Origin of the sequence: Saccharothrix sp. ST-888, from assembly GCF_000955975.1 — a bacterium.
GTDB lineage: Bacteria > Actinomycetota > Actinomycetes > Streptomycetales > Streptomycetaceae > Kitasatospora.
Map to the genome: position 1 here is coordinate 1 of NZ_JYJF01000062.1, position 19,616 is coordinate 19,616.

General features: G+C 73.6%; 16 protein-coding genes. 7 read left to right on the top strand and 9 right to left on the bottom strand.

Annotated features, from left to right (window positions below):
- Positions 1-220: 220 nt before the first annotated feature.
- Complete coding sequence (locus tag UK12_RS19840) at positions 221-697, bottom strand: MarR family winged helix-turn-helix transcriptional regulator (protein ID WP_045304391.1); 477 nt, start codon at positions 695-697, stop codon at positions 221-223.
- A 114-nt stretch (positions 698-811) separates the two neighbouring features.
- On the opposite strand from UK12_RS19840, the gene UK12_RS19845 reads away from it, so the two are divergent.
- On the top strand, positions 812-1,204 hold the full coding sequence (locus UK12_RS19845) for a nuclear transport factor 2 family protein (RefSeq protein WP_045304392.1): 393 nt from the start codon (positions 812-814) through the stop codon (positions 1,202-1,204).
- 247 nt (positions 1,205-1,451) lie between these two features.
- Here the strand turns inward: UK12_RS19845 and UK12_RS19850 are convergent, their stop codons facing one another.
- The 6 genes from UK12_RS19850 to UK12_RS19875 all read right to left on the bottom strand — a co-directional run bounded on the left by UK12_RS19850 (position 1,452) and on the right by UK12_RS19875 (position 9,838).
- A complete protein-coding gene (locus tag UK12_RS19850; RefSeq protein ID WP_045304393.1) occupies positions 1,452-2,780 on the bottom strand; it encodes a metallopeptidase TldD-related protein in 1,329 nt (442 codons plus the stop codon).
- Positions 2,780-4,201 carry a TldD/PmbA family protein gene (locus UK12_RS19855; RefSeq protein ID WP_197085007.1) on the bottom strand — a complete coding sequence of 474 codons (1,422 nt, stop codon included), beginning with the start codon at positions 4,199-4,201 and terminating at the stop codon, positions 2,780-2,782. Before UK12_RS19855 ends, UK12_RS19850 begins: the two co-directional genes overlap by 1 nt.
- 25 nt (positions 4,202-4,226) lie before the next feature.
- Positions 4,227-5,420, bottom strand: coding sequence for an ATP-grasp domain-containing protein (locus UK12_RS19860; RefSeq protein ID WP_045304394.1), 1,194 nt, complete (start codon positions 5,418-5,420; stop codon positions 4,227-4,229).
- The gene (locus tag UK12_RS19865) at positions 5,413-6,792 is read right to left on the bottom strand and encodes an MFS transporter (protein ID WP_045304395.1); all 1,380 of its coding nucleotides are present in this window, start codon (positions 6,790-6,792) and stop codon (positions 5,413-5,415) included. The genes UK12_RS19860 and UK12_RS19865 overlap by 8 nt, the downstream gene beginning before the upstream one ends.
- 81 nt (positions 6,793-6,873) lie before the next feature.
- Positions 6,874-8,472, bottom strand: coding sequence for a gamma-glutamyltransferase family protein (locus UK12_RS19870; protein WP_045304396.1), 1,599 nt, complete (start codon positions 8,470-8,472; stop codon positions 6,874-6,876).
- A gap of 46 nt (positions 8,473-8,518) precedes the next feature.
- Entirely contained in the window at positions 8,519-9,838 is a 1,320-nt protein-coding gene (locus UK12_RS19875) for a hypothetical protein (RefSeq protein ID WP_045304397.1), read from the bottom strand.
- Between the two features lie 358 nt (positions 9,839-10,196).
- Between UK12_RS19875 and ribA the strand changes: the two genes are divergently transcribed.
- From ribA to UK12_RS36735, 4 genes are all read left to right on the top strand, one after another.
- Complete coding sequence (gene ribA, locus UK12_RS19880; RefSeq protein ID WP_082119773.1) at positions 10,197-10,829, top strand: GTP cyclohydrolase II RibA; 633 nt, start codon at positions 10,197-10,199, stop codon at positions 10,827-10,829.
- Complete coding sequence (locus UK12_RS19885; protein ID WP_045304398.1) at positions 10,826-11,305, top strand: hypothetical protein; 480 nt, start codon at positions 10,826-10,828, stop codon at positions 11,303-11,305. The genes ribA and UK12_RS19885 overlap by 4 nt, the downstream gene beginning before the upstream one ends.
- Before the next feature lie 97 nt (positions 11,306-11,402).
- On the top strand, positions 11,403-12,257 hold the full coding sequence (locus tag UK12_RS19890; RefSeq protein ID WP_045304399.1) for a 3-keto-5-aminohexanoate cleavage protein: 855 nt from the start codon (positions 11,403-11,405) through the stop codon (positions 12,255-12,257).
- A complete protein-coding gene (locus UK12_RS36735; protein ID WP_052682010.1) occupies positions 12,254-13,090 on the top strand; it encodes a class I SAM-dependent methyltransferase in 837 nt (278 codons plus the stop codon). Before UK12_RS19890 ends, UK12_RS36735 begins: the two co-directional genes overlap by 4 nt.
- 60 nt (positions 13,091-13,150) lie before the next feature.
- Here UK12_RS36735 and UK12_RS36740 read toward each other — a convergent pair whose 3' ends face one another.
- Together UK12_RS36740 and UK12_RS19905 are read right to left on the bottom strand one after the other, a co-directional pair.
- Positions 13,151-14,386 (bottom strand): ATP-grasp domain-containing protein, encoded by a 1,236-nt coding sequence (locus UK12_RS36740; RefSeq protein ID WP_052682011.1) that lies wholly within the window; start codon positions 14,384-14,386, stop codon positions 13,151-13,153.
- A gap of 3 nt (positions 14,387-14,389) precedes the next feature.
- Complete coding sequence (locus UK12_RS19905; RefSeq protein WP_197085008.1) at positions 14,390-15,532, bottom strand: GNAT family N-acetyltransferase; 1,143 nt, start codon at positions 15,530-15,532, stop codon at positions 14,390-14,392.
- A gap of 341 nt (positions 15,533-15,873) precedes the next feature.
- Here UK12_RS19905 and UK12_RS19910 point away from each other — a divergent pair, with 341 nt between their 5' ends.
- Positions 15,874-19,053, top strand: a complete 3,180-nt coding sequence (locus UK12_RS19910; protein WP_045304400.1) for an AfsR/SARP family transcriptional regulator — start codon at positions 15,874-15,876, stop codon at positions 19,051-19,053.
- Between the two features lie 201 nt (positions 19,054-19,254).
- Entirely contained in the window at positions 19,255-19,506 is a 252-nt protein-coding gene (locus tag UK12_RS19915; protein ID WP_045304401.1) for a hypothetical protein, read from the top strand.
- Positions 19,507-19,616: the final 110 nt, after the last annotated feature.

Sequence of the window (19,616 nt, forward strand, 5' to 3'; positions counted from 1 at the left end):
CTCGCCGAACACTGGGGCACCCGCTACACCCCCGACGGCAAAATCATCTGGGCCGAACAACTCCTCCCCCCACCCCCGAACAACCACCCCCAGTAACCCCCGAACAGGCCGCCCACACACGAGACGGCTGGCCGGAGACGGCATGGGTGACGTCGTGGTGTCGCACCGCGGCCCGGTCCCGGGCGGGAGAGCAGGGGGCTGATCCCGGGCTCGGGCACTCTCAGTGGCCCGGCGGCGTCCCGGGGTCGCGCTGCGGGGTGAAGGGCCCGTCGGTGACGAACCGGCGCAGCTGGTCGGCGAAGGCCCGTGCCTCGGCGGGCGGCCAGGAGCTCAGGGACGCTTCGATGTGCGCGGCCAGACGCCGTCGGCTCGCCTCCACCACCCGCTCGCCGTCGGCCGTGAGGATCAGCAGGGCCGCTCGCCGGTCGGCCGGGTCGGGTTCCCGCCGGACCAGCCCGGCCGCTTCCAGCCGGGACGCCCGCCGAGTCACACCGGACCGGTCCAGCCCGACCTCGGGCGCCAACTCGGCCGCACTGCACGGCCCGGTCCTGGCCAGGCCGCTCAGCACCGGGTAGGTCAGGTCGTCCACCGCCTCGCCGAGTCCGTCGGTCAGGCCCTGGTAGAGATGCGCGCGCGTGCTGCGCTTGAGCAGGAACCCCAGTGCGTCGGCGATCTCTTGTCCCACGTCGTTCTGCATGGCTCCAGATTAGCGTGCATTGCGCACGCGATTGCGGTACCGTTCGTAATACGTGCGCAGCGCACGCATTTTCCGGACGTTCTGTCGAAGACGTCCTGACGAAAGGGACCCGCCATGGCCCGCACCGACGTCGCCACCGCTCTCAACGACCTCCTCTTCACCCCGGGGCTGGACCTGCACGAGGCCGCCGACCGGCACTTCGCCCCCGACTACCGCCAGCGCACGGACGGCCGCTGGGACGACCGCCAGGAGTTCCTGACCCACATCGCCCACCTGCGCACGGTCGTGGCCGACGGTTCGATCGAGGTCCACGACGAGCTCAGCGTCGGCGACCGGTACGCCGACCGGCACACCGTCAACGTCACCAAGACCGACGGCTCCGCCGTGCGCATGGAGGTCTACCTCTTCGGCGAGTTCGCGCCCGACGGACGCTTCAGCCGCATCGAGGAGACCACCCTGATGCTCGACGGCACCGAGTCGGACCGGAACCTCGGCAGCGCCCGCTGACCCGGACACCACCGCCCGGTCGAACCGGGCGGCAGCGGAGGCGGGCCTCGTTCCGGGGCCCGCTCCTCCGCTGCGACACGGACTCATCTCCCGCTCGCCGGAACTGAATCGGGGTCTTCCGCCCCCGTTGAAGGACAGCTGAACCAGCCTGGGCGGCAACCGCCACGGGACGCGCGGAGGCCGGGCCCCGGCGGTCCAACGCCAGGGCCCGGCCTCCGTCAAGTCAAGCCGTCAGGCGGTCAGGCGGTCAGGCACCGAGGCTCAGGCCCCGGACCCGCAGGTCGGGCGCGGCCAGGAAGCCGCCCCAGCCGCGGCTGAACCGCAGCAGCCGGCCGGTGGCCTCGACCTGGTCCATCAGCTGGTGCACGTTGCCCGCCACGGTGAACCCGCGGACCGGGCGGCTCCGGGCGGCCGACCCCACCAGCAGGCCGCTGGCCCCGAAGGAGAAGTCACCGGTCACCTCGTTCGCCATATGCATGCCCTGCGCCTGGGTCACCCACAGCGCGTCGGTGTCCTCGCCCCGGTCGACCTGGGTGGCCAGCGCATCCCCGCCGGAGAGGACGAGGCACCCCGCGCGGACCGAGGGCATCTCCCCGCGCGGCCCGCGCCAGCCGGACCCTGTGCTGGCGGTGCCCACCTCCATCGCCGTGCGCCGGTCGCTCAGGAACCCTTCCAGGACGCCGTCCTCGACCAGCCGCACCGTGCGGGTCGAGGTGCCCTCGTCGTCGAACGGCGCCCAGAGCGGGGCGTCGTCGAGTGTGACGTCCTCGGTGATCGAGAGCCCGCGCGCGGCCACCCGCTCACCGGTGCGCCCGGCCCAGCGGGAGCGCTGCTGGCGCACGGAGTCCAGCATCAGCGTCGGGGCCAGCAGGCCCAGCAGCGCCGCCGCCACCCGGCCGTGCAGCACGACGGTGGCCGGCGCGCCGTCCAGCAGGCCGGCGCCGGAGTGGGCCAGCGCCTCCTCCTCGGCCTCCCGCATCGCCTCGGCGGCCGGTCCGTCCAGCAGGCGGGGCACGGACCGGCCGAAGCGCTCGTCCACTCCGAAGCCGACGCCGCTGCCCTGGACTCCGACCCGGACCTGGAGCGCCGCGGTGCTGTCCTGGTAGGAACCGGCGAAGCCCCGGCTGTGCCGCAGGTGGACCTCGCGGTGCTGTGTCTGCACCCGCAGCTCGGCCCGCAGGCCGCTGCGCTCGTGCGGCTCGGCGGACAGCTTCCGCAGTGCCTCGGCCATCTCCTCGGCCGGGGTCGGGTCCAGGCCCGGAGCAGCGGCGAGGTTGCCTGCGGTCACCGGCGTGGCGGGCAACGGCCCCCGGGGGGCGAGGCGTTCGCCCAGTTCCAGCGCCTGGTCGACGGCGAGGCTCGGCGGGGTGTCCGGGGTGCACACCAGGTATCCCTCGTGGCCGTCCCGCCAGGTCCACAGCGCGACCGTGGCACTGTGGCCGCCACCGGACCGGTCCACCCGGCCGTTGACCGCGACGAGTTCGCTGCTGTGCGCGATCGACAGGCTGGCCTCGGCGACCGCACCCCGGTGCTCGGCGCACTCCAGTACCTGCGTCAGATAGGTGTCCTCGGACATCAGCTCGTTCCTCCCACCAGCATCGAAGCGACCCTGAGCGTCGGTCCGCTGACTCCCACCGGGATCAGTTGGCCGAACTTCCCGCACTTGGCGGCGCCGAGCTGGACGTCGTTGCCGATGGCGTCGATGTCGGTGAGCACCTTGGCGCCGTTGCCGGCGATGGTGGTCTCCGCGATCGGGTCGGTCAGCCGGCCGTTCTCGATGTAGTAGCCGTTGGTGACCCGGAAGACGAACTCCCCGGTGGCCTCGACCACTTCGCCGCCCGCCACGTGCTCGGCGTAGATGCCGCGCGGAGTGTCGGCGATGATCTCCTCGGGCGTCAGCGCGCCGGCGCCCAGGCAGGTGTTGGTCATCCGGGGGATCGGCGGCTGCTGGTAGGAGTGGCACCGGCCGTTACTGGTGAGCGAGGTGCCCAGCCGCAGGGCGCTCTCCCGGTCGGTGAGGAACGAGCGGAGCACGCCGTCCTCGACGAGGGTGGTGGCCGAAGCCGGCACCCGCTCGTCGTCGTACCGGTGGGAGCCGACCGCGTCGGGCAGCGCGGCGTCGTCGACGATGGTGACGCCGGGTGCGGCGATCCGCTCCCCGACCCGCCCGCTGTAGATCGATCCCTTCAACACCTCGTCCCCCTCCAGGGGGTGGCAGCACGCCTCGTGGAGCAGCACGATGCCGCGCCCGCCGGCTACCACCACCGGGAACTCGCCGACCGGAGCCGGGCGGCCCTCCAGCGAGTGGACCGCGCGGACGGCCGACTCCCGGCCGATGGCGGCCGCGTCCAGCAGACCCGGCGCGCCGGCGATCCCGGGTGTGTAGAAGCCGGCCGCGATCCGGTCACCGGTCTTCGCCACGGTCCTGACGGTGAGGTAGACGAGGTCCCGGCGGTCCTCCACCACGCCCTGGTCCAGCGAGCCGATCCGCACACCGCGCCGGACCACGTCGAAGAAGATCAGCACCTGGACGATCCGGGGGTCCTGGGCCCGCGCCGCGGCGTCGATCCCGTCGAGCAGCGCCATCAGCTCCGCGGTGTCCGCCTCCCGGGCCGCGCCGGCGGCGTCCCACGAGGCCCGCTGCCCGGCCGCACCGTCCCAGCGGCGGCCGCTCGCCGGGGACTTGCCGCCGAGCAGCTCGTCCACCAGCGAGTCGGCCGGCGCGGAGGCCGCCCGGTAGCGGAACCCGTCGGGGGTGAGCAGGCGCACGGCCATGCCCGCGTCGACCACCAGCGTGGTCTCCGCGAGCCGGCCGTCCGCGTACCGGCCGTTGCGGCGCACCGAGCTGTCGACCAGGACGGTGCCCTCCAGCCAGTCGCTGCGGCGCCTGCGCCTCAGCTGGGCGAGCAGCACCTCGCTCTCCTGCGTCATCCGGTCCTGGTCCGGCTGCGCGAGCAGCCGGCCCTGCTCGCGTCCGGCCGGTTGTTGCCCTGTCATCGCGCTCCCGTCGACCATGGCTGACTCACTTCTGCTGAGTGACGATGTGCAGGCGGTCCCGGACGAACCGGAACGCCTCTTCCAACTCCCGCTCGCCCTCGCCGTCGAGCAGGACGCAGCCGACCCGGTCGGCGGAGGAGGACAGCGGCCTGACCACGTCCCCGGGCTTCAGCCAGACCGAGGCCCGCCGGACCGCGGGGTGCGCCTGGACCTCGGCCAAGCCCTCGACCGCGAGCACGGTGCCGGCCTCGGCGATCGGGAACCAGCTGGCGGCCCGGCGGCCCGCTCCGGCGGTGGGAACGTCCTGCAGGGGGCGCCCCATGGCGAGCCTGAGCACCGCCTCGTAGAGGTCGAAGCCGTGCGCCGCCGAGATGACGTCCAGGATGTAGTCGCCGGGCGTGCGGACCGCGACCTCCATGATGCAGGGACCGCTCTCGGTCAGCCTGAACTCCAGGTGCACGATGCCGGTCCGCATGCCCAGGGCGCTCACCACCCGGGGGATCAGCCGGTCCACGGCCTCTCCCGCTGGGCCGGTCAGCTGCTGTGCCGGGCGGTGCGCGCGTTCCACGAACTGCGGCGCGCCGGTGGTCTCCTTCGCGGTGAGGTTGCCGAACAGCACCTCGCCGTCCCGCAGCAGCCCCTCCCAGCTGTACTCGGGGCCGGTGGCGAGGGATTCGACCAGCAGCCGGCCGCTGCCCGCCCGGCGCCGGACGGCGTCCGCGAAGGCGGCCCGGTCCGCCACCAGCTCCACCCCCGCGCTGCCCGCCCCGGTGAGCGGCTTGACCACCACGGGCAGCTGGGCGGACGCCCACTCCTCGGCCGAGGCGAGGTCGTCGGTGACCACATGGAGCGGCTGCGGCAGGCCGAGGGCACCGAAGGCGGCCCGTTGCAGCGCCTTGTTGCGCGAGAGGGAGGCCGCGTACATGGACGGTCCCGGAAGTCCGAACCGCTCCTGCACCAGGGCGGCGGCCAGCACCTGGGGTTCGGAGAAACCCAGCACACCGTCCGGGCGCCGGTCCTCGGCCGCGGCGCACGCGGCCTGCGCCCACACCTCGTCAGGTCCGCCGGGTGTCACCACCACCTCGTCCACCCGGTCGCCCAGCAGCTTCGCGTGCTGGGCGGTCTCGATCAGCCTGACCCGGACACCGAGCCGGCGGGCGGCCTCGATGTAGGGGACGCCCAGGAAACCGGCACCGATCAACAGCAGTTCGTCAGACATGCTCTTCCTTTGCGACAGCAGTGGTGGATCCCACGGTGCGGTGCAGCAGCACACAGGTCCCGACGAGCACGAACGCGCCGACCGCCAGCAGCGCCCAGCCGACCCGCACGTCCAGCGAGGCGGCCACCGCCACCCCGAGCGCGGGCCCCACGGTCGAGCCCACGTTGGACCCGAGCGAGGTCAGGGCGCTCACCCGGCCGAGCAGCCCGTCCGGGGCGAGCCGCATCATCAACGGGTAGAAGGAGCAGGCATACGCGCTCTCTCCGACGGCGAACAGCACCGCGAACGCCATCATCGCCGAGGGGCCGACCGGTGACCGCAGACCGGCGGCCAGCGCACCGCACCCGTAGGCGCCGGCCCAGAACAGCGCACCGACGATCAGCGCCGAACTCTCCGTACGGCGGCTGAACCAGCGGCGCAGCGGGGCCTGGAGCAGCACGACGACCGCGGTGTTGACCGCCACCACCGTCCCCAGCAGCCACACGTCCCCGGCCAGCGCACGGTGGATCAGCAGCGGAGCCGCAGTCTCGAACTGCGCGTACCCGAACAGCAGACTGAAGCACTGGACCAGGGCCAGCAGCAGGATCGGCCTGGAGCGCAGCAGGGTGAGGTAGCCGGCGCCGGTGCGCCGCTTCCGCTCCTGCGGCGGCTCGTCGCGCAGCTCGGCCGGCTCGGCGTCCCGGCCCACCGGGCCCACCCGCAGCAGGGTGACGGCGAGCGGGAGGAAGGTGGCGGCGTCCGCCAGGTAGAGCAGGTGGTACCCGGTGTCGCCGTGCAGCCGGCCGACGATCGCGCTGCCGGCCGCGGCGCCCAGGCCGATGCCGACGTTCATCGCCGTGTAGCGCTGCGAGAACGCGCGCCGCCGCTGCGCCTCGGGCACCACGGCGCCCAGCGCCGGTGCCAGCGCCGGGAAGAGCAGGGAGTTCCCCGCCCCCACGACCACCGCGCAGAGCATCACCGAGAGCGCGGATCCGGCCAGTGCCAGCAGCGCGTACCCCGCGCCCAGCAGGACCAGCCCGACCGCGGCCACGGCTCCCGGCCGCCGCCGGTCCGCCAGCCTGCCGCCCACCAGCGTGCCGAGGAAGCTGGTGACGGCGATCAGTACGAAGTACCGTCCGGCGACCCCGGCCCCCAGCCCCAGCTGCGACGCGATGTAGACCGCGGTGAGCGGCAGCACCATGCCGCTGCCGAAACTGGAGATCGCGAAGGAGACGAGCAGGGCCGGATATCCGACCGTGCCGGTCGGGCCGGGCTCCGGAGCCGGCTCGGCCGGATCCGGCTGGGGCAGCCCCGGCGCGGCCGCGGGTGCGTCGGACTGCTCCGGTACCTCGGTGTGTCGAACTGAAGGATCGGAAGACGATTCGTCCGCCATCCGGCGTTTCCCCCCTCTGGCGGTGCCGTGCCTGAGCCGACAGCGATCCCGCGCTTTCGTTGATGCCGTGTCAGGACCGGGTCAGCAGGCGGCCGTCAGGCCCTCCTGCCGTCCGTCGTCCAGGCCGTACAGACCGCCGGAGCCCGTCTCCAGCAGCCGGCTGACGCCGCCGACGCTCGCCTTGCGGACCAGCTCGTGCCCCCGGTGCGCCAGGCCCTCGAACACCGCCTGGTCCAGCGTCTCGTCGACCTGGAGCTGCTCGGGCCGGTCGGCCTCGGTCTTGTCGCTGCCGGGGAAGTAGGTCCAGCGCGGCAGGGTCAGGGCACGCAACGGTGTGGCACCGTCGACCAGCAGGGCGGCGGTGACCTGGGTGTTCCACTGGCACTGCCCGTCCCCGCCCGGTGTCCCGCCGAGCCGGTGGCCACCCTGCTGGTCGGTGATCGTCCACGGGAAGATCGTGTTGACCGGGCGGGCACCGGGGCGCACCCGGTTGGCGTGGTTCGGCGAGAGCGTGCTGCTGCGGCCGAGGCGGTTGCACAGCAGCAGCCCCAGCTCGGGGACGCCGACGCCCGCGCCGAACCCGAGGCCCAGGCTCTGCACCCAGGTGACGGCGTTGCCGAAGCGGTCGGCGACGACGAAATGGGTGGTGTCGCCGTGCGAGTAGTGGCCGGCGTAGCGGCACGCGCTGCGCCGGTCCACGTCGACGCCGCGGCCCAACTCGGCGAGCACGCCCGGGTCGAGCGGGTCGGGCATCGGCGTGTCCACGGCCTCCGGGTCGCGCAGGTGCTCCAGCCGCCAGTTGAAGGTCTGGTTGAAGATCTCGGAGAGTACGTGCATGCCCGCCGCGGATCCGCTGCCCTCCTCGGGGGCGAACGAGGCGTAGAGCGCGAGGTTCTGCAGCATCAGCGGGCCCTGGGTGGGCGCGGGCGGTACCGCGATCCGGTGCCCGGCGAGCTCCAGCGTGGTCGCCGGGCCGAGCCGGGCGTGGGAGGCGAGCAGGTCCTCGGGGGCGAGCAGCCCGTCCAGTTCGGTGCTCAACCGGCCCACCCGGTCGGCCAGTTCCTGGCGCAGGCCGCTGGCGTCGAGCTGTCCGGCCATCGTGTAGAGCCGCTCCAGGCCGCTCTGGCGCAGGCGCGTCCCGACCGCCTCGGGCCGGGCCGCGGCCGCGTAGACCTCCCGGAACCCGGGCTGCTCCAGTACCTGGAGGTTCTCCCGCGTCCAGCGCTGGAACTGGCTGGTGACCGGGGCGCCGTCCGCGGCGGTGCGCACCGCGGGACGCAGCAGCTCCGCCAACGGCCTGCTGCCGAAACGCTCGTGGAGCGCGTACCAAGCGTCCATCAGGGCCGGCGTGGTGGTCGAGAGGATCCCGGTCTGCGGCACGGTGCCGAGTCCGCGGTCGCGGAACGCGGCCGGGTCGGCTGCGCCGGGCGCCCGGCCCAGACTGGTCAAGGCCAGCGGCTCGGCCTCGCCGTGCACGTGCAGGACAGCGGCGGCGTCGCCCCCGGGACCCGAGGCCATCGGCATGCACACCGTCAGCAGCGCCGAGGCGGTGATTGCCGCGTCGAAGGCGTTGCCGCCCTCCTCCAGGACGGTGAGCGCGGCGACGGTGGCGAGCGAGGATCCGGTGGAGGCCAGCGCCCGGTGGCCCCACTGCTGACGGTCTCTCAGAATCACGCGCACAGCGGGCCGTCCTTCACCAGCGGCGTTCGAGAGGTCGAGTGGTCGCTCACAGTGCCCCCATGCCGATCCGCCCTGCCGACCCATGATCACCAGGAGCGTATGCGAGGCCCTTTGAGGTCGCAAGGGTCTCCTGGGGAGCGTCGAGCACGGCGGCGATCCGCCGGGCGGTGGCCCGCCGCTCCTCCAGCGGCTCCGCCAGATCGACACCGGCGAGCTTGGCGATCTGCTGCACGGCCTCGTCCACCCGGCCCTCACCGGCCAGGCCGCCCAGCAGGGCGCGCGGCTGGAAGCCGTCGGTGACCGGGTGCACCCAGGCGATCCCGGGAGCGGCGGCGAGCGCGGCGAAGGTCTCCGGGGACAGGTCGGCCGGCAGCACCCGGTCCGCGCTCTCCAGGCGGGCCAGGTCGGGCAGGGCCGCGAGCCCGCCGAGTGCGGCGCGAACCGCCAGCTCAGTGGAGGACTGGCCGTTGGCCGCGGCGATCGCCCGCGAGGTGGCGCTCACCCGGGGATTGCACTCCAGCACCCGGGCCCGCCCGTCCTCGCCGACCACGAAGTCCAGTTCGCCGATGCCCTCGTGACCGGCCGCCAGGCACAGCCGCAGCGCGTGGTCGGCCAGTACGGCGGGCACCGGCCCGGCCGGCGTCAGGCGCAGCCGGTGCAGCGGGTGTCCACCCTCGTCCGTGCCACCCTTGACCGCCCAACCCAGCACCAGGCCCTGGCCGTTGTGCAGCAGCACCTCCACGCTGACCTCCTCGCCGCGGACGAACGCCTCGACCACGACCGGGAGGTCGCCCGCGGCGTCCAGGGCGGCGGTCAGCTCGTCCGGACGGACGGCGGTGTGCTGGCCGCGGCCCGCCCAGCCCTCCGGGTCCTTGACGACCACCCGGCCGTGCTCCGTTAGCAGTTCGGCCGCGCGGTGCCGCAGCGCCCGGTCGGACGCCGGGCCCCAGACGCCCTCGGCGGTGCCGATGCCCAGGCCCGCACAGAGGTCCCGGGTGAGGCCCTTGTGCAGCAGGGTGTCGAACGCGGCGGCGGCCCGCTCCGCCTCCTCGACGCGCCCGCGCGCCTGCCGGTAGCTGCGGGCGGCGGCGGCGTCCCGGCGGACCAGCGCGTCCGGGTCGGCGCAGTGCACGATGCGGGCGGGGTCGTGCTCCGCGAGCAGCGCGGCGACCTCCTCGGCACTCGCCTCCTCCGGCACCAGGGTGAACTGGCCGGGCGGCAGGGCGTCCTCGGGGCCGCCGGACGGGCTGGGCGGAGTGCTGAGGATCGGCACGCCCGCCTCGGCACACAGGTCGACGGTGCCGCGCCACGCGGGCTCGGTCAGCCGGCGCGGATTGCCGCTGCGCAGCAGGAGTACCTCGGTCACCACAGCCTCCTCGTAAGGGATTTCGCTGGGCACGACCTTGCCACGACTCCGGGGACGCCCGCCGCACGACGGCCAAACTTCTCCGCCCGAACCCCGCGAGGAATGGCCGAAGCTACTCCTCCGGCATGGTCCGAACGTCCCGAATCCGCCTGCATTTTGCCGGATCTGTTCGGATAGTTACCTATTCACCGTCGGCGCATTCAGGTCATGCTCCCGGTGCCCGTTCTTTTGTCCGTCGCCGTTCTGTAGCTTGTGGACGAAGGCTCCGGTCGGGTCCGAACGACCGCAAGTGGACGTGAGCGAACAGACCAGGTCGACCTTGATTTTTTTGCACAGAATTTGCACAGAGGGGGGACCCGTGCCGCAGATCACGCTCCAGGCCCATTGCACCCTGCCCGTCGCAGGTGGTGACATGGGGCTGTACGTGTTCGGTGAGGGCGAGTCAGGACCGGAACTGGTCATGGCAGCCGTGCACCGCACCGAAGATGCCGAAACCGTTGATCCGTTGGTACGTCTACATAGCGCGTGCGCGACCGGCGACATTCTCGGATCACTCCGCTGCGACTGCGGACCGCAGTTGTCGGCCGCGCTCGACGCCGTGTTGACCAGTAGCCACGGAATCCTGCTCTATCTGCTCGGCCACGAGGGCCGGGGTATCGGACTGGCCAACAAGATTCGCGCGTACGCCCTCCAGGAACAGGGCCTCGACACCGTCCAGGCGAACGTGGTCCTCGGGCTTCCGGTCGACAGCCGCGACTACACCGCCGCGGCCGAGGCGCTGCGCGCGCTCGGCGTCTCCCGACTCCGTCTGGCCACCAACAACCCGTTGAAGATAGCCGCGTTGGAAGAGGCGGGGTTCACGGTGGAGCGGGTGCCGCACGGCGGCTTCGTCAGCGCGAGCAACGTCGACTACCTCAGGACCAAGGACGAGATCCTCGGGCACCTCGGGAGCCTCGGGCCGCTCACCGACGCCGCCCACCAGAGCCGTTGAGCGCGACCGTCGCGGTCCTGGGGTTCCAGACGGCCCGCGACCAGGCGGCCGCCGACCGGCTGGCCGGGCTCAACCGCCTGCTGGCCGACCGGTTCTGCGCCGCCGAGGCGCCGCCCGGACTGCTGGACTACCGGGTTCTGCGCAGCCGCGACACACCGCAGCGGTTCTGCGCGTACTGGCTGTGGCGCGACTGGTCCTGGCGCGAGCAGCTGTTCGCCGACCCCACGCCGCCGCTGCGCAGCTTCACCGACAGCGCCCCCGAACTGTGGGCGCACCCACCCGACATCGGCGCCTACACCTGGGACGGCCCGCCGCCGAGCCACGCCTGCGAACGGGGCGACACCGTCGTCCTGTCGGCGGGCGGAGGTCCCGGCCGTCTCCTCACCGAACAGGGCGGCGAACGGCGTTACCGCTGGGCGGTGACCACCGGCACGGACGGCCTCGACGGGGCGGCCGACCGGTGGACCGCCCTGTGACGCCCGGCCGCGCCGTACCACCGACCACCCGGTGCGCACCACCAGCCCGCCTCGGGCTCCGTCCGAAGACCCGCACGTCAGAAAGCAGGTGTCTGCTGTGAGCCTGGCCGACAAACTCATCGTCAACCTCTGCCCGACCGGCATGATCCCGCGGCGCGCCAAGGTGCCGTCCGTGCCCGTCACCCCCGAGGAGATCGCCGCCGACGTCCGCCGGTGCCGCGACGCGGGGGCATCCATGGTGCACCTGCACGCCCGAGGGGAGGACGAGGAGCCCACCTGGCGTCCGGAGCGGTACCAGGAGATCTGCGAGGCGGTGGCCGCCGAGACCCCGGACATGGTGCTGGTGGTCACCACGAGCGGCCGGGACTGGTCGGAGCTGGAGAAACGGTCCGCCTCACTGACCGTCACCGGCGTCTCCAAGCCCGAGATGGCCTCGCTCACCCTCGGCTCGATGAACTTCCCCACCGGACCCTCCGTCAACTCGCCGCAGACCATCGAGGGCCTGGCCCGGGCGATGCAGGAGCGGGACATCGTCCCCGAGCTGGAGGTGTTCGACGTCGGCATGGCCAACTACGCCCGCTCGCTCGCCGAGAAGGGCGTGCTGCAGGGCCCGTTCTACGCCAACATCCTGCTCGGCTCCCGCGGCACCGCCGACCTGAACGCGGCCAACGTGGCCGCGGTGCTGGCCGGCCTGCCGAACGGAACCACCTGGGCGCTGGCCGGAATCGGACGCTTCCAGTCCCGGGCCAACACCCTCGCCACCACGCTGGGCGGCCACGTCCGGGTGGGCCTGGAGGACAACCCGTACTACGACTGGCGCGACCGGACCGACGCCACCAACGCCCGCCTGGTGGAGCGCGCCGTGCGGATCGGCCGGGAGCTGGGCCGCGAGCCGGCCACGCCCGAAGAGGCCCGCCAGATCATCGGTCTGAAGCCGGTGGACCGCACGTGAGCGAGAACGTTCGGACCGAGACCGTCACCGACCACCGCTGGCACACCCCGGAGGAGTACGACGAGGCCACCGGACGGCTCCAGCAGCGCAACGCCGCCCTGGTCGCACGGCTCCACCCCGACCCGGACTCGGTGCGGCGCGCCTACGAGGTGGGCTGCGGTACCGGCGCGCTGACCGAGGAGCTGGCGCACGTCCTGCCGAAGGCCCGGATCACCGCACTGGACGTGTCGGACGACATGCTGCGGCTGGCGCGGAACCGGGGACTGGCGCCGGACCGGGTCGAGTTCCGGCTCGGGTCGTTCCTGGAGGACGACCACACCACCGACGGCCGGAACGTCAGCGCGGCCGAGGACGGCGGCTACGACGCCGTGTTCAGCAACGCCGCCCTGCACTGGCTGCATCCGCACTACACCGAGGGCTTCGCGCGGATCCGCCGCCTGCTCGCCCCCGGCGGCCTGCTCTGCGCCGCCGCGGCCGGGCGGACGGCCGCGGCCGACGCGTTCGACCACCGGATCGAGGAGGCCACCCGTGGCGTCCTGCCGAACGGCGACGGCTCCTCCTTCAACCGGCGCCGCCTGACGGCGGCGGACGTGGTCGACCTGGCGGACGCCGCCGGCCTGGCCGTGGACGACGTCTTCGTCGTCGAGCGCCGCCGCACCCTGCCCGCCCCCGCGTACGCGACCTGGTGGGTGGCCAGCGGCGGCCCCTGGTCGGCGGACCGGCCCGAGGCGCACGAGGCGGTCCGGGTGCTGACCGAGGCGCTCGGCGGTGCCCGCACGGAGGTCGAGCTGGTGCACGTCAGCACCTGCATGGTGCTGCGCCGGCCGGCCTAGCCGGGCCGGTACGACCGGTGGGAACAGAAGGGGGCGGGCCCAGGTGGCCCGCCCCCTTCGTCACCTGCCCTTGAGGCCCGCGAGGGAGAGCTGACGATCGCAGCCGATCGCCAACTCCCGCTCCAGGACGGCACGGTCCGCGCCCCAGCCGAGCACGTAGCCGGCCCGGTCCCAGTTGCCCACGGGCTCGCCGTAGGTCCGCCCCACCTGGCCGATCTGTACGGCGGCGCGGACCGTCGCCAGCCCCTGGAGGACATCGGCGGGCCGCGCGTACCCGGTGACCCGGCCGGTCCCCAGCGAGAACCGCACCCCGGCCACCGTCGCACCGTCCCCGGTCCGCTCGTCCGCCGGCGCCTCCCGGCCCATGGCCAGCGCCGCCGAGTGGCGGTAGAGGTCGCGGCCGTGGGTCCGCTCGACGAGCTCGGGGATGCAGTCCCCGGCCGGCCGCACCGCCATCTCCACCGGCACCGGGCCCCGGTCGGTGAGCTTGACCTCCAGGTGGACGATCGCGTCCGCCACCCCGAAGGCCCGGACCAGACCATCCGCCAGCGCGGGGACGCCGTCGCGCGCCGCCCGCTCGTCCACCGACCCCGGCGCGGCCTGCCCCGGCGCGGTGACCAGGTGCCGGCGCTCCAGGAAGCAGCCGTCCCCGACCACCTCCTTCTCGGTGACCGAGGCCAGGACCACCCGCCCGCCGCGCACCACGGCCTCGTAGCTGATCTCCGGCCCGGTGAGGAACTCCTCGGCCAGGAAGCTCCGGTGGCCGCGCTCCCGCATCGCCTCGCACGCCGCCAGCGCCTCGTCGGCGCCCGTCACCAGGGTCACCGAGGCGGATCCGCCCGCACCCACGGGCTTGACCACACACGGGCCCGGCCGCCCGGCGACGAACTCGGCCACCGCGTGCGGATCCTCGCCCGCGTGGTGCGCCACGGTCGGCAGGCCGTGCGCGGCCGCCACCTCGCGCTGGCGCCGCTTGTCGCGGGCCAGCCGCGCGGCACCCACCCCGGCGGAGGGCAGCCCCAGCCGCTCGGCGAGCAGGGCGGTGGTGATCTGGCACTCGTCGGAGAGCGTGGTCACCCCCTGGTGCCCGGCGGCCAGCGCGGCCAGCGCCGCCAGGTCGGGCGCCGCGCCGTCACGGACGTCCCCGGGGAACGACCGCTCCACCAGGTGGTCGTAGCGCGCGTAGGAGAACCCGTCCACCAGCGTGACCTCCAGCCCGTCGGCGGCCCAGCGGTGGAAGGCCCGCTCACGCTGGTTGCCTGCCCCCAGCACCAGCAACTTCGGCCGTTCGGACATGGTTCAGCCTCCTTGGGTGCGGAACAGCCGCACCGGATCGGGTACTTCGTCTGCCCAGCCGGCGACCCGCTCCCAGGCCCCGGCGCGCAGCCCGTCGGGGTCGGCGACGGCGCCCGGCCCGAGCACGGTCAGCAGCGGTTCCAGTTCGGCACCGCGCAACAGCTTGGCCCGGTAGCTCTCCATGCCGAGATGCACCTCGCGCACCCCGTGCCGGTAGGCGTGGTCGATCGGCAGGTAGGCGGTGAGGTTGAAGTACTCGAACGCATCCACCAGCCGCTCGTAGTCGAACCCGGCCATCCGCACGTACAGGGCGTCGTGCCAGCGGTAGACCAGTGCGAAGGCGACCAGCTCGCCCTCCAGCCGGCAGGTGAACACGGTGCCGTCCAGATGCTCCGCCTGGGTGCGGATCACCCGCTCGGTGGACTCCGTCGTGGCGCTCTGCCCGTGCTTGTGCTGCAGCTGCACCAGCAGCGGCGCCAACTCGTCCCGGCAGTCGCGGAGTTCCTCGCAACCGAGCTGGTAGCCGGCCGCGTCGAAGCTGCGCCGCTCGTGCCTGATCTTCACGCGCCGCGGCTTGCGGGGGCCCGCGAAACCGCGCAGGTAGTCATCGAAGTCGGCGCCGGTCAGGCGGATCGCCGCGTTCAACGCGACCGGCAGTACTGTCGTTCGGCCACCGCCGAGCAGCGCGGCGACCTCGTCCGCCTGCTGGGCGCGGACGTACTGCGCCACGGCCGGCCGGCCCGTCTCCGCCGTCAGCCGGGCGACCTCACCGGCCAGGGCGGCCGTCAGGGCGGCGCGCTCCGCGCCCCGGGCGGCCGTCAGCAGGACGGGGTTGTAGTAGCCCCGGCCGACGCCGAGGTGCAGCAGGCTGTTCGCCTCCGGGGCCGACTCGCCCCACAGCGCCCGGGGTTCGTAGAACTGGTTGAACTCCCGCTCCGGAACCGCGTACGGGAGCACGGCCGACACCTCGTCGCCCAGCGTGGCGACGAGCAGTTGCTGGGACTGCCCGCTGAAGTCCTCCTGCGCGGCCAGCCACGGCAGGCTCGCGTAGAAGTCCGAGCCGCTCGCCGTCAGCCGCCGCCACACCGCCGGGTCCAGTTCCCTCACCCCCAGGACCCGCGAGACCACCGGACGTATGGTTGCCAAGGCCCTCATCCCCCCTCCTCGCACGCGCTGCCGACCGGCATCCGTGCTCGTGTACGAACCTGAGCATCACCCTAGCCGCGCAGTCGATCCGACGCCGGGACTCAGCCGATCTTCGAAGACGTATCCGTCCGTCCCCGGACCATCAGGACCGCTCGGGTCCGCCGCCCTTGCCGAACTCCCTGCGGACTCCTTGCCGATGGCCTGCCGTCGGCCTGCCGGTGGCCGAAAGGTGATCTTGGATTATGCCGGTTGCTGTGCCACCATCACGGTTCGGACGGCGCGGACCGCACAGCGCCGGCCGACCGTCAGTACAGGTGTGCGTGTGCGAGATTGGGATCGACATGTCCGCAACCCGGACGGCGAACGACCCGACCGAACCCCTGCTGAGCGTCCTGGGACCGATGTCGGCCCGCCACGACGGACGCGAGCTCCCGCTCGGGCCGCCACGGCGGCGGGCGCTGCTCGCCCTGCTGCTGATACGCATCGGCCGCGTGGTGCCCACGGAAACCCTCGTCGCGGAACTGTGGGGCGGCGACCCGCCCCGGCAGGCCGTCGCAACGCTCCAGAGCCACATCTCCCATCTGCGCCGCGCCCTGGCGCCGGCCACCGGGCCGGACGGCTCCTCGGTACTGCGCCACCGGGCACCCGGCTACGTGCTGGAACTCGATCCGGACCAGGTCGACGCCTGCCGCTTCGAGCGCCTGGTCGGCGACGGGCGGCGGCTGCTGGAGCGAGGCGATCCGCTCGCCGCGCGCGACCTGCTCACCGAGGCCCTGGGCCGGTGGCACGGCTCGCCCTATGCGGAGTTCGACGCCCACCCGCCGCTCGGCGACGAGACCGCACGGCTGAAACAGGTCCGGCTCGCCGCCGTGGAAGCCCGTGCGGAGGCCCGGTTGGCGCTCGGCGCAGCCGAGGAGGTGGCGGCGGAACTGGACCGGGAGGCACGCAGCCATCCCACCCGGGAACGCCTCGTCGGCCACCTGATGACCGCTCTGTCCCGGCTCGGGCGGCAGGCCGAAGCGCTGGATGCGTACGAACGCACGCGCAGCCACCTGATCGAGGAGTTCGGCGTGGACACCGCCGTCGAACTCCGCCGGATCAGGACCGCGATCCTGCGTCAGGAGCCGGCGGCCGACGAGCCCGCCGAGGCGCCCGCCCGCACCGACGCGCCCCGGGAGGCGGCCCTGGAGGCGACCTTGGAGGCGGCCCGACCGGCCGCCGCCGCCCCGTTCGCCGGCCGCGACCAGGAGCTCAACCGTCTGACGGCCGCGGCCACCGGCGCGCTCGTCGGCCACGGACACCTGGCCGGCGTCCTCGGCCCGGCCGGCGTCGGCAAGACCCGCCTGCTCCTCGAACTCGCCCCACGGCTGGAGGCCGCCGGCCCGGGCCCGGACAACTCCGGCCCGGAGGTGGTCTGGAGCCACTGCTTCCCCGGCGAGGGCGTCCCGCCGTACTGGCTGTGGACCCAGGTCCTGCGGCGGCTGTCCGCCACTCGCCCGGAGGCCTTCCGCAGCGCGACGGAACCCTTCGGCGCGCTGCTCGCCCCGCTGATGCCCGAGCGGGCGGCCGGGCCCGGCAGTGGCCCCGGCTCCGAATCCGACTGGGCCCAGGCCCGGTTCCTCACCCACGACGCGGTCTGCGAAACCCTGCTCACGCTGGCCGCGCAGCGGCCGTTCGTGCTGTTCCTGGAAGACCTGCACTGGGCCGACACCCCCTCGCTGGACCTGCTCAGGCTGCTGAGCACCCGCCGCCAGGGCCAGCCGTTCGGCATCGTGCTGACCGCCCGCGAGTTCGAGGTCGAGTCCGACGCCACGCTGCGCCGGATGCTCTCCGAGATCCTGCGCGGGCCCCGGACCGAGCACCTGCGACTCGGCGGACTCTCCCGGCAGGCGGTCGCAGCGCTGGTCCGGGCACAGGCCGGTGCTGGCGTGGACCCGAAGGTCGTCGAGGTCCTGCACCGGCGCAGCGAAGGCAACCCCTACTTCGTCATGCAGCTGCTGTCCCTCCTCGAAGACGCTCGCAGCCTGCACCGCCCGGACGCGGTGGAGATGCTCCTGGCCCGCGTCCCCACCGGTGTGCGCGAGGCGCTGAACCAGCGGTTCGCCACCCTGCCCGAGCCGGTCCTGCGGGTGCTGCGGCTGTGCGCCGTCATCGGCACCGAGGTCGACACCGACCTGCTGCACCGGACCGCCACCGAGGACGAACCGGTCACCGCGGCACTGGAGTCGGCGATCCACGCCGGGCTGCTCGGCGAGGACCCGCACCACCCCGGACGGCTCCACTTCGCCCACGCCCTGGTGCAGGAGACGCTCATCGGCGAGCTCGCGTACACGGAGCGGCACCGGCTGCACGCCAGGGTCGCCGAAGCGCTCTGCGCGCGCAGGCGCGGACAGGTGGGGGACCAGGAGATCGAGCGGGTGGCCCACCACACCTGGCACGCCGAGCGGGCGCTGCCCGCCGAGGAGGCACTCCCCCGGCTGCTGCACGCCGCCGAACACGCCGAACAGCAGCTGGCGTACGAGCAGGTGGAGACCTGGCTGCGCCGCGCGGTGCACCTGGTCGGCTTCCTGCCGCCCGACGCCCCGGCCACCGCGCGCCTGGAACAGCAACTGCACATCCAGCTGGGCCAGGTGCTGGCAACCACCCACGGCTACGGTCATCTGGAGGCCGAGACGGCACTCGCGCACGGCCGGGCGCTCAGCGCGGCCACCCACACTCCCGAGGACCCCTCGGTGCTCTGGGCGCTGTGCGCGGCGTACCTGGTCACCGGCCGCTACGACGCCTCCCGGCAGTTCTCCGGCCTGCTGCGGGACATCGCGGACCACAACGGCGAGCCGGTGGCGGTGCTCGGCGCGACCTACGGCGAGGGGATCGTGCTGCACGTGCGCGGTCTACTGCCGCAGGCGCTCGCCGAGTTGGAGCGCGGCGTCGAGCTGGCGGACCGCTTCGCCCGCGAGGGCCACTCGCTGGCCCGCACCTTCCAGCACGATCCGCGCGTCTCCTGCCGCTCCTACGACACCTTCACCCACTGGCTGCTCGGCGACGAGCGGACCGCCAGGACGCGGCGCCGCGAGCTGCTACGCCTGACCGAGTACGAAAGCAGGCCCTCCGACCGGTCGTTCGCCCTCTACGTGGACGCGGTCGTGGCGGCCTGGGAGGGTGACGTCAGCACCGCGCGCTCCTCCGGCGCCGAGGGCGTCCGGCTGGCCGGCGAACACGGACTGCGCTACTGGAAGGCGATGCTCGGCCTGCTCGAAGGGTGGGGTCTGACGCACTCCGGACAGAAGGACGACGGCCTCGCCCTGATGCACGCCTCCTTCGCCGAACTGCGCGGCTCCCGGGCCCGCCTGCGCCACCCGCTCCACCTGGGCCTGCTCGCCCAGGCCCAGCACCACGCCGGGCGCCCGGAGGAGGCGAGGGCCACCCTGCGCACGCTGCTCGCAGCCGTCGACCAGCGCCGCGAGCACGTCTACCTGCATCCGGCGCTGCCCTCCACCGGGCTGCTCCACAGCCTGTTGTGACGCGATGCAGGACGCGCCGGCACGGCGGCTTGCGGTCCGCCTGCCGGGCGCTCCCCCGCCGAGTCCGCATCGCGTCCAGGCCCATGGACACCGGCCGGCGCACCCCGGGCCGGCACCTGACGCTGCCGCACCGGGGGCGAGCCCGGCCTCTCGCTACCGGGCGCGGGGCCAACGGCGGCCAGGGCCTGCGGGAGGGTCAGCGTGTCGGCGTACAGGGCCCGGCCGATCAGCGGCCAGCACGGCGGCGAAGGTCTCTACGCCACCGAGACCGCCGGCACCGGCGAACTGCACGCCTACCCTGACCCCGACCCCGAGCTCTTCACCGCCGAGACCCCCCTCGGCCACTACCAGGGCATCACCGACCAGGTCAGGATGTCGGACACCCCCGGCTCCTACCGGCACATCCTCGTCCCCCGCGGCTCCGGCCGCCCGGAGTGGCTGCCGCTCAACTGACCGCCCCCCCTGGGTGGATTCGACGTACCGTCCATGCCCCGGGGAAGCCTCGGTCAGCGACCACCCCTCGCCGTGCTGGCCCACGCTGCCAACGCGGACGGGCACGAACG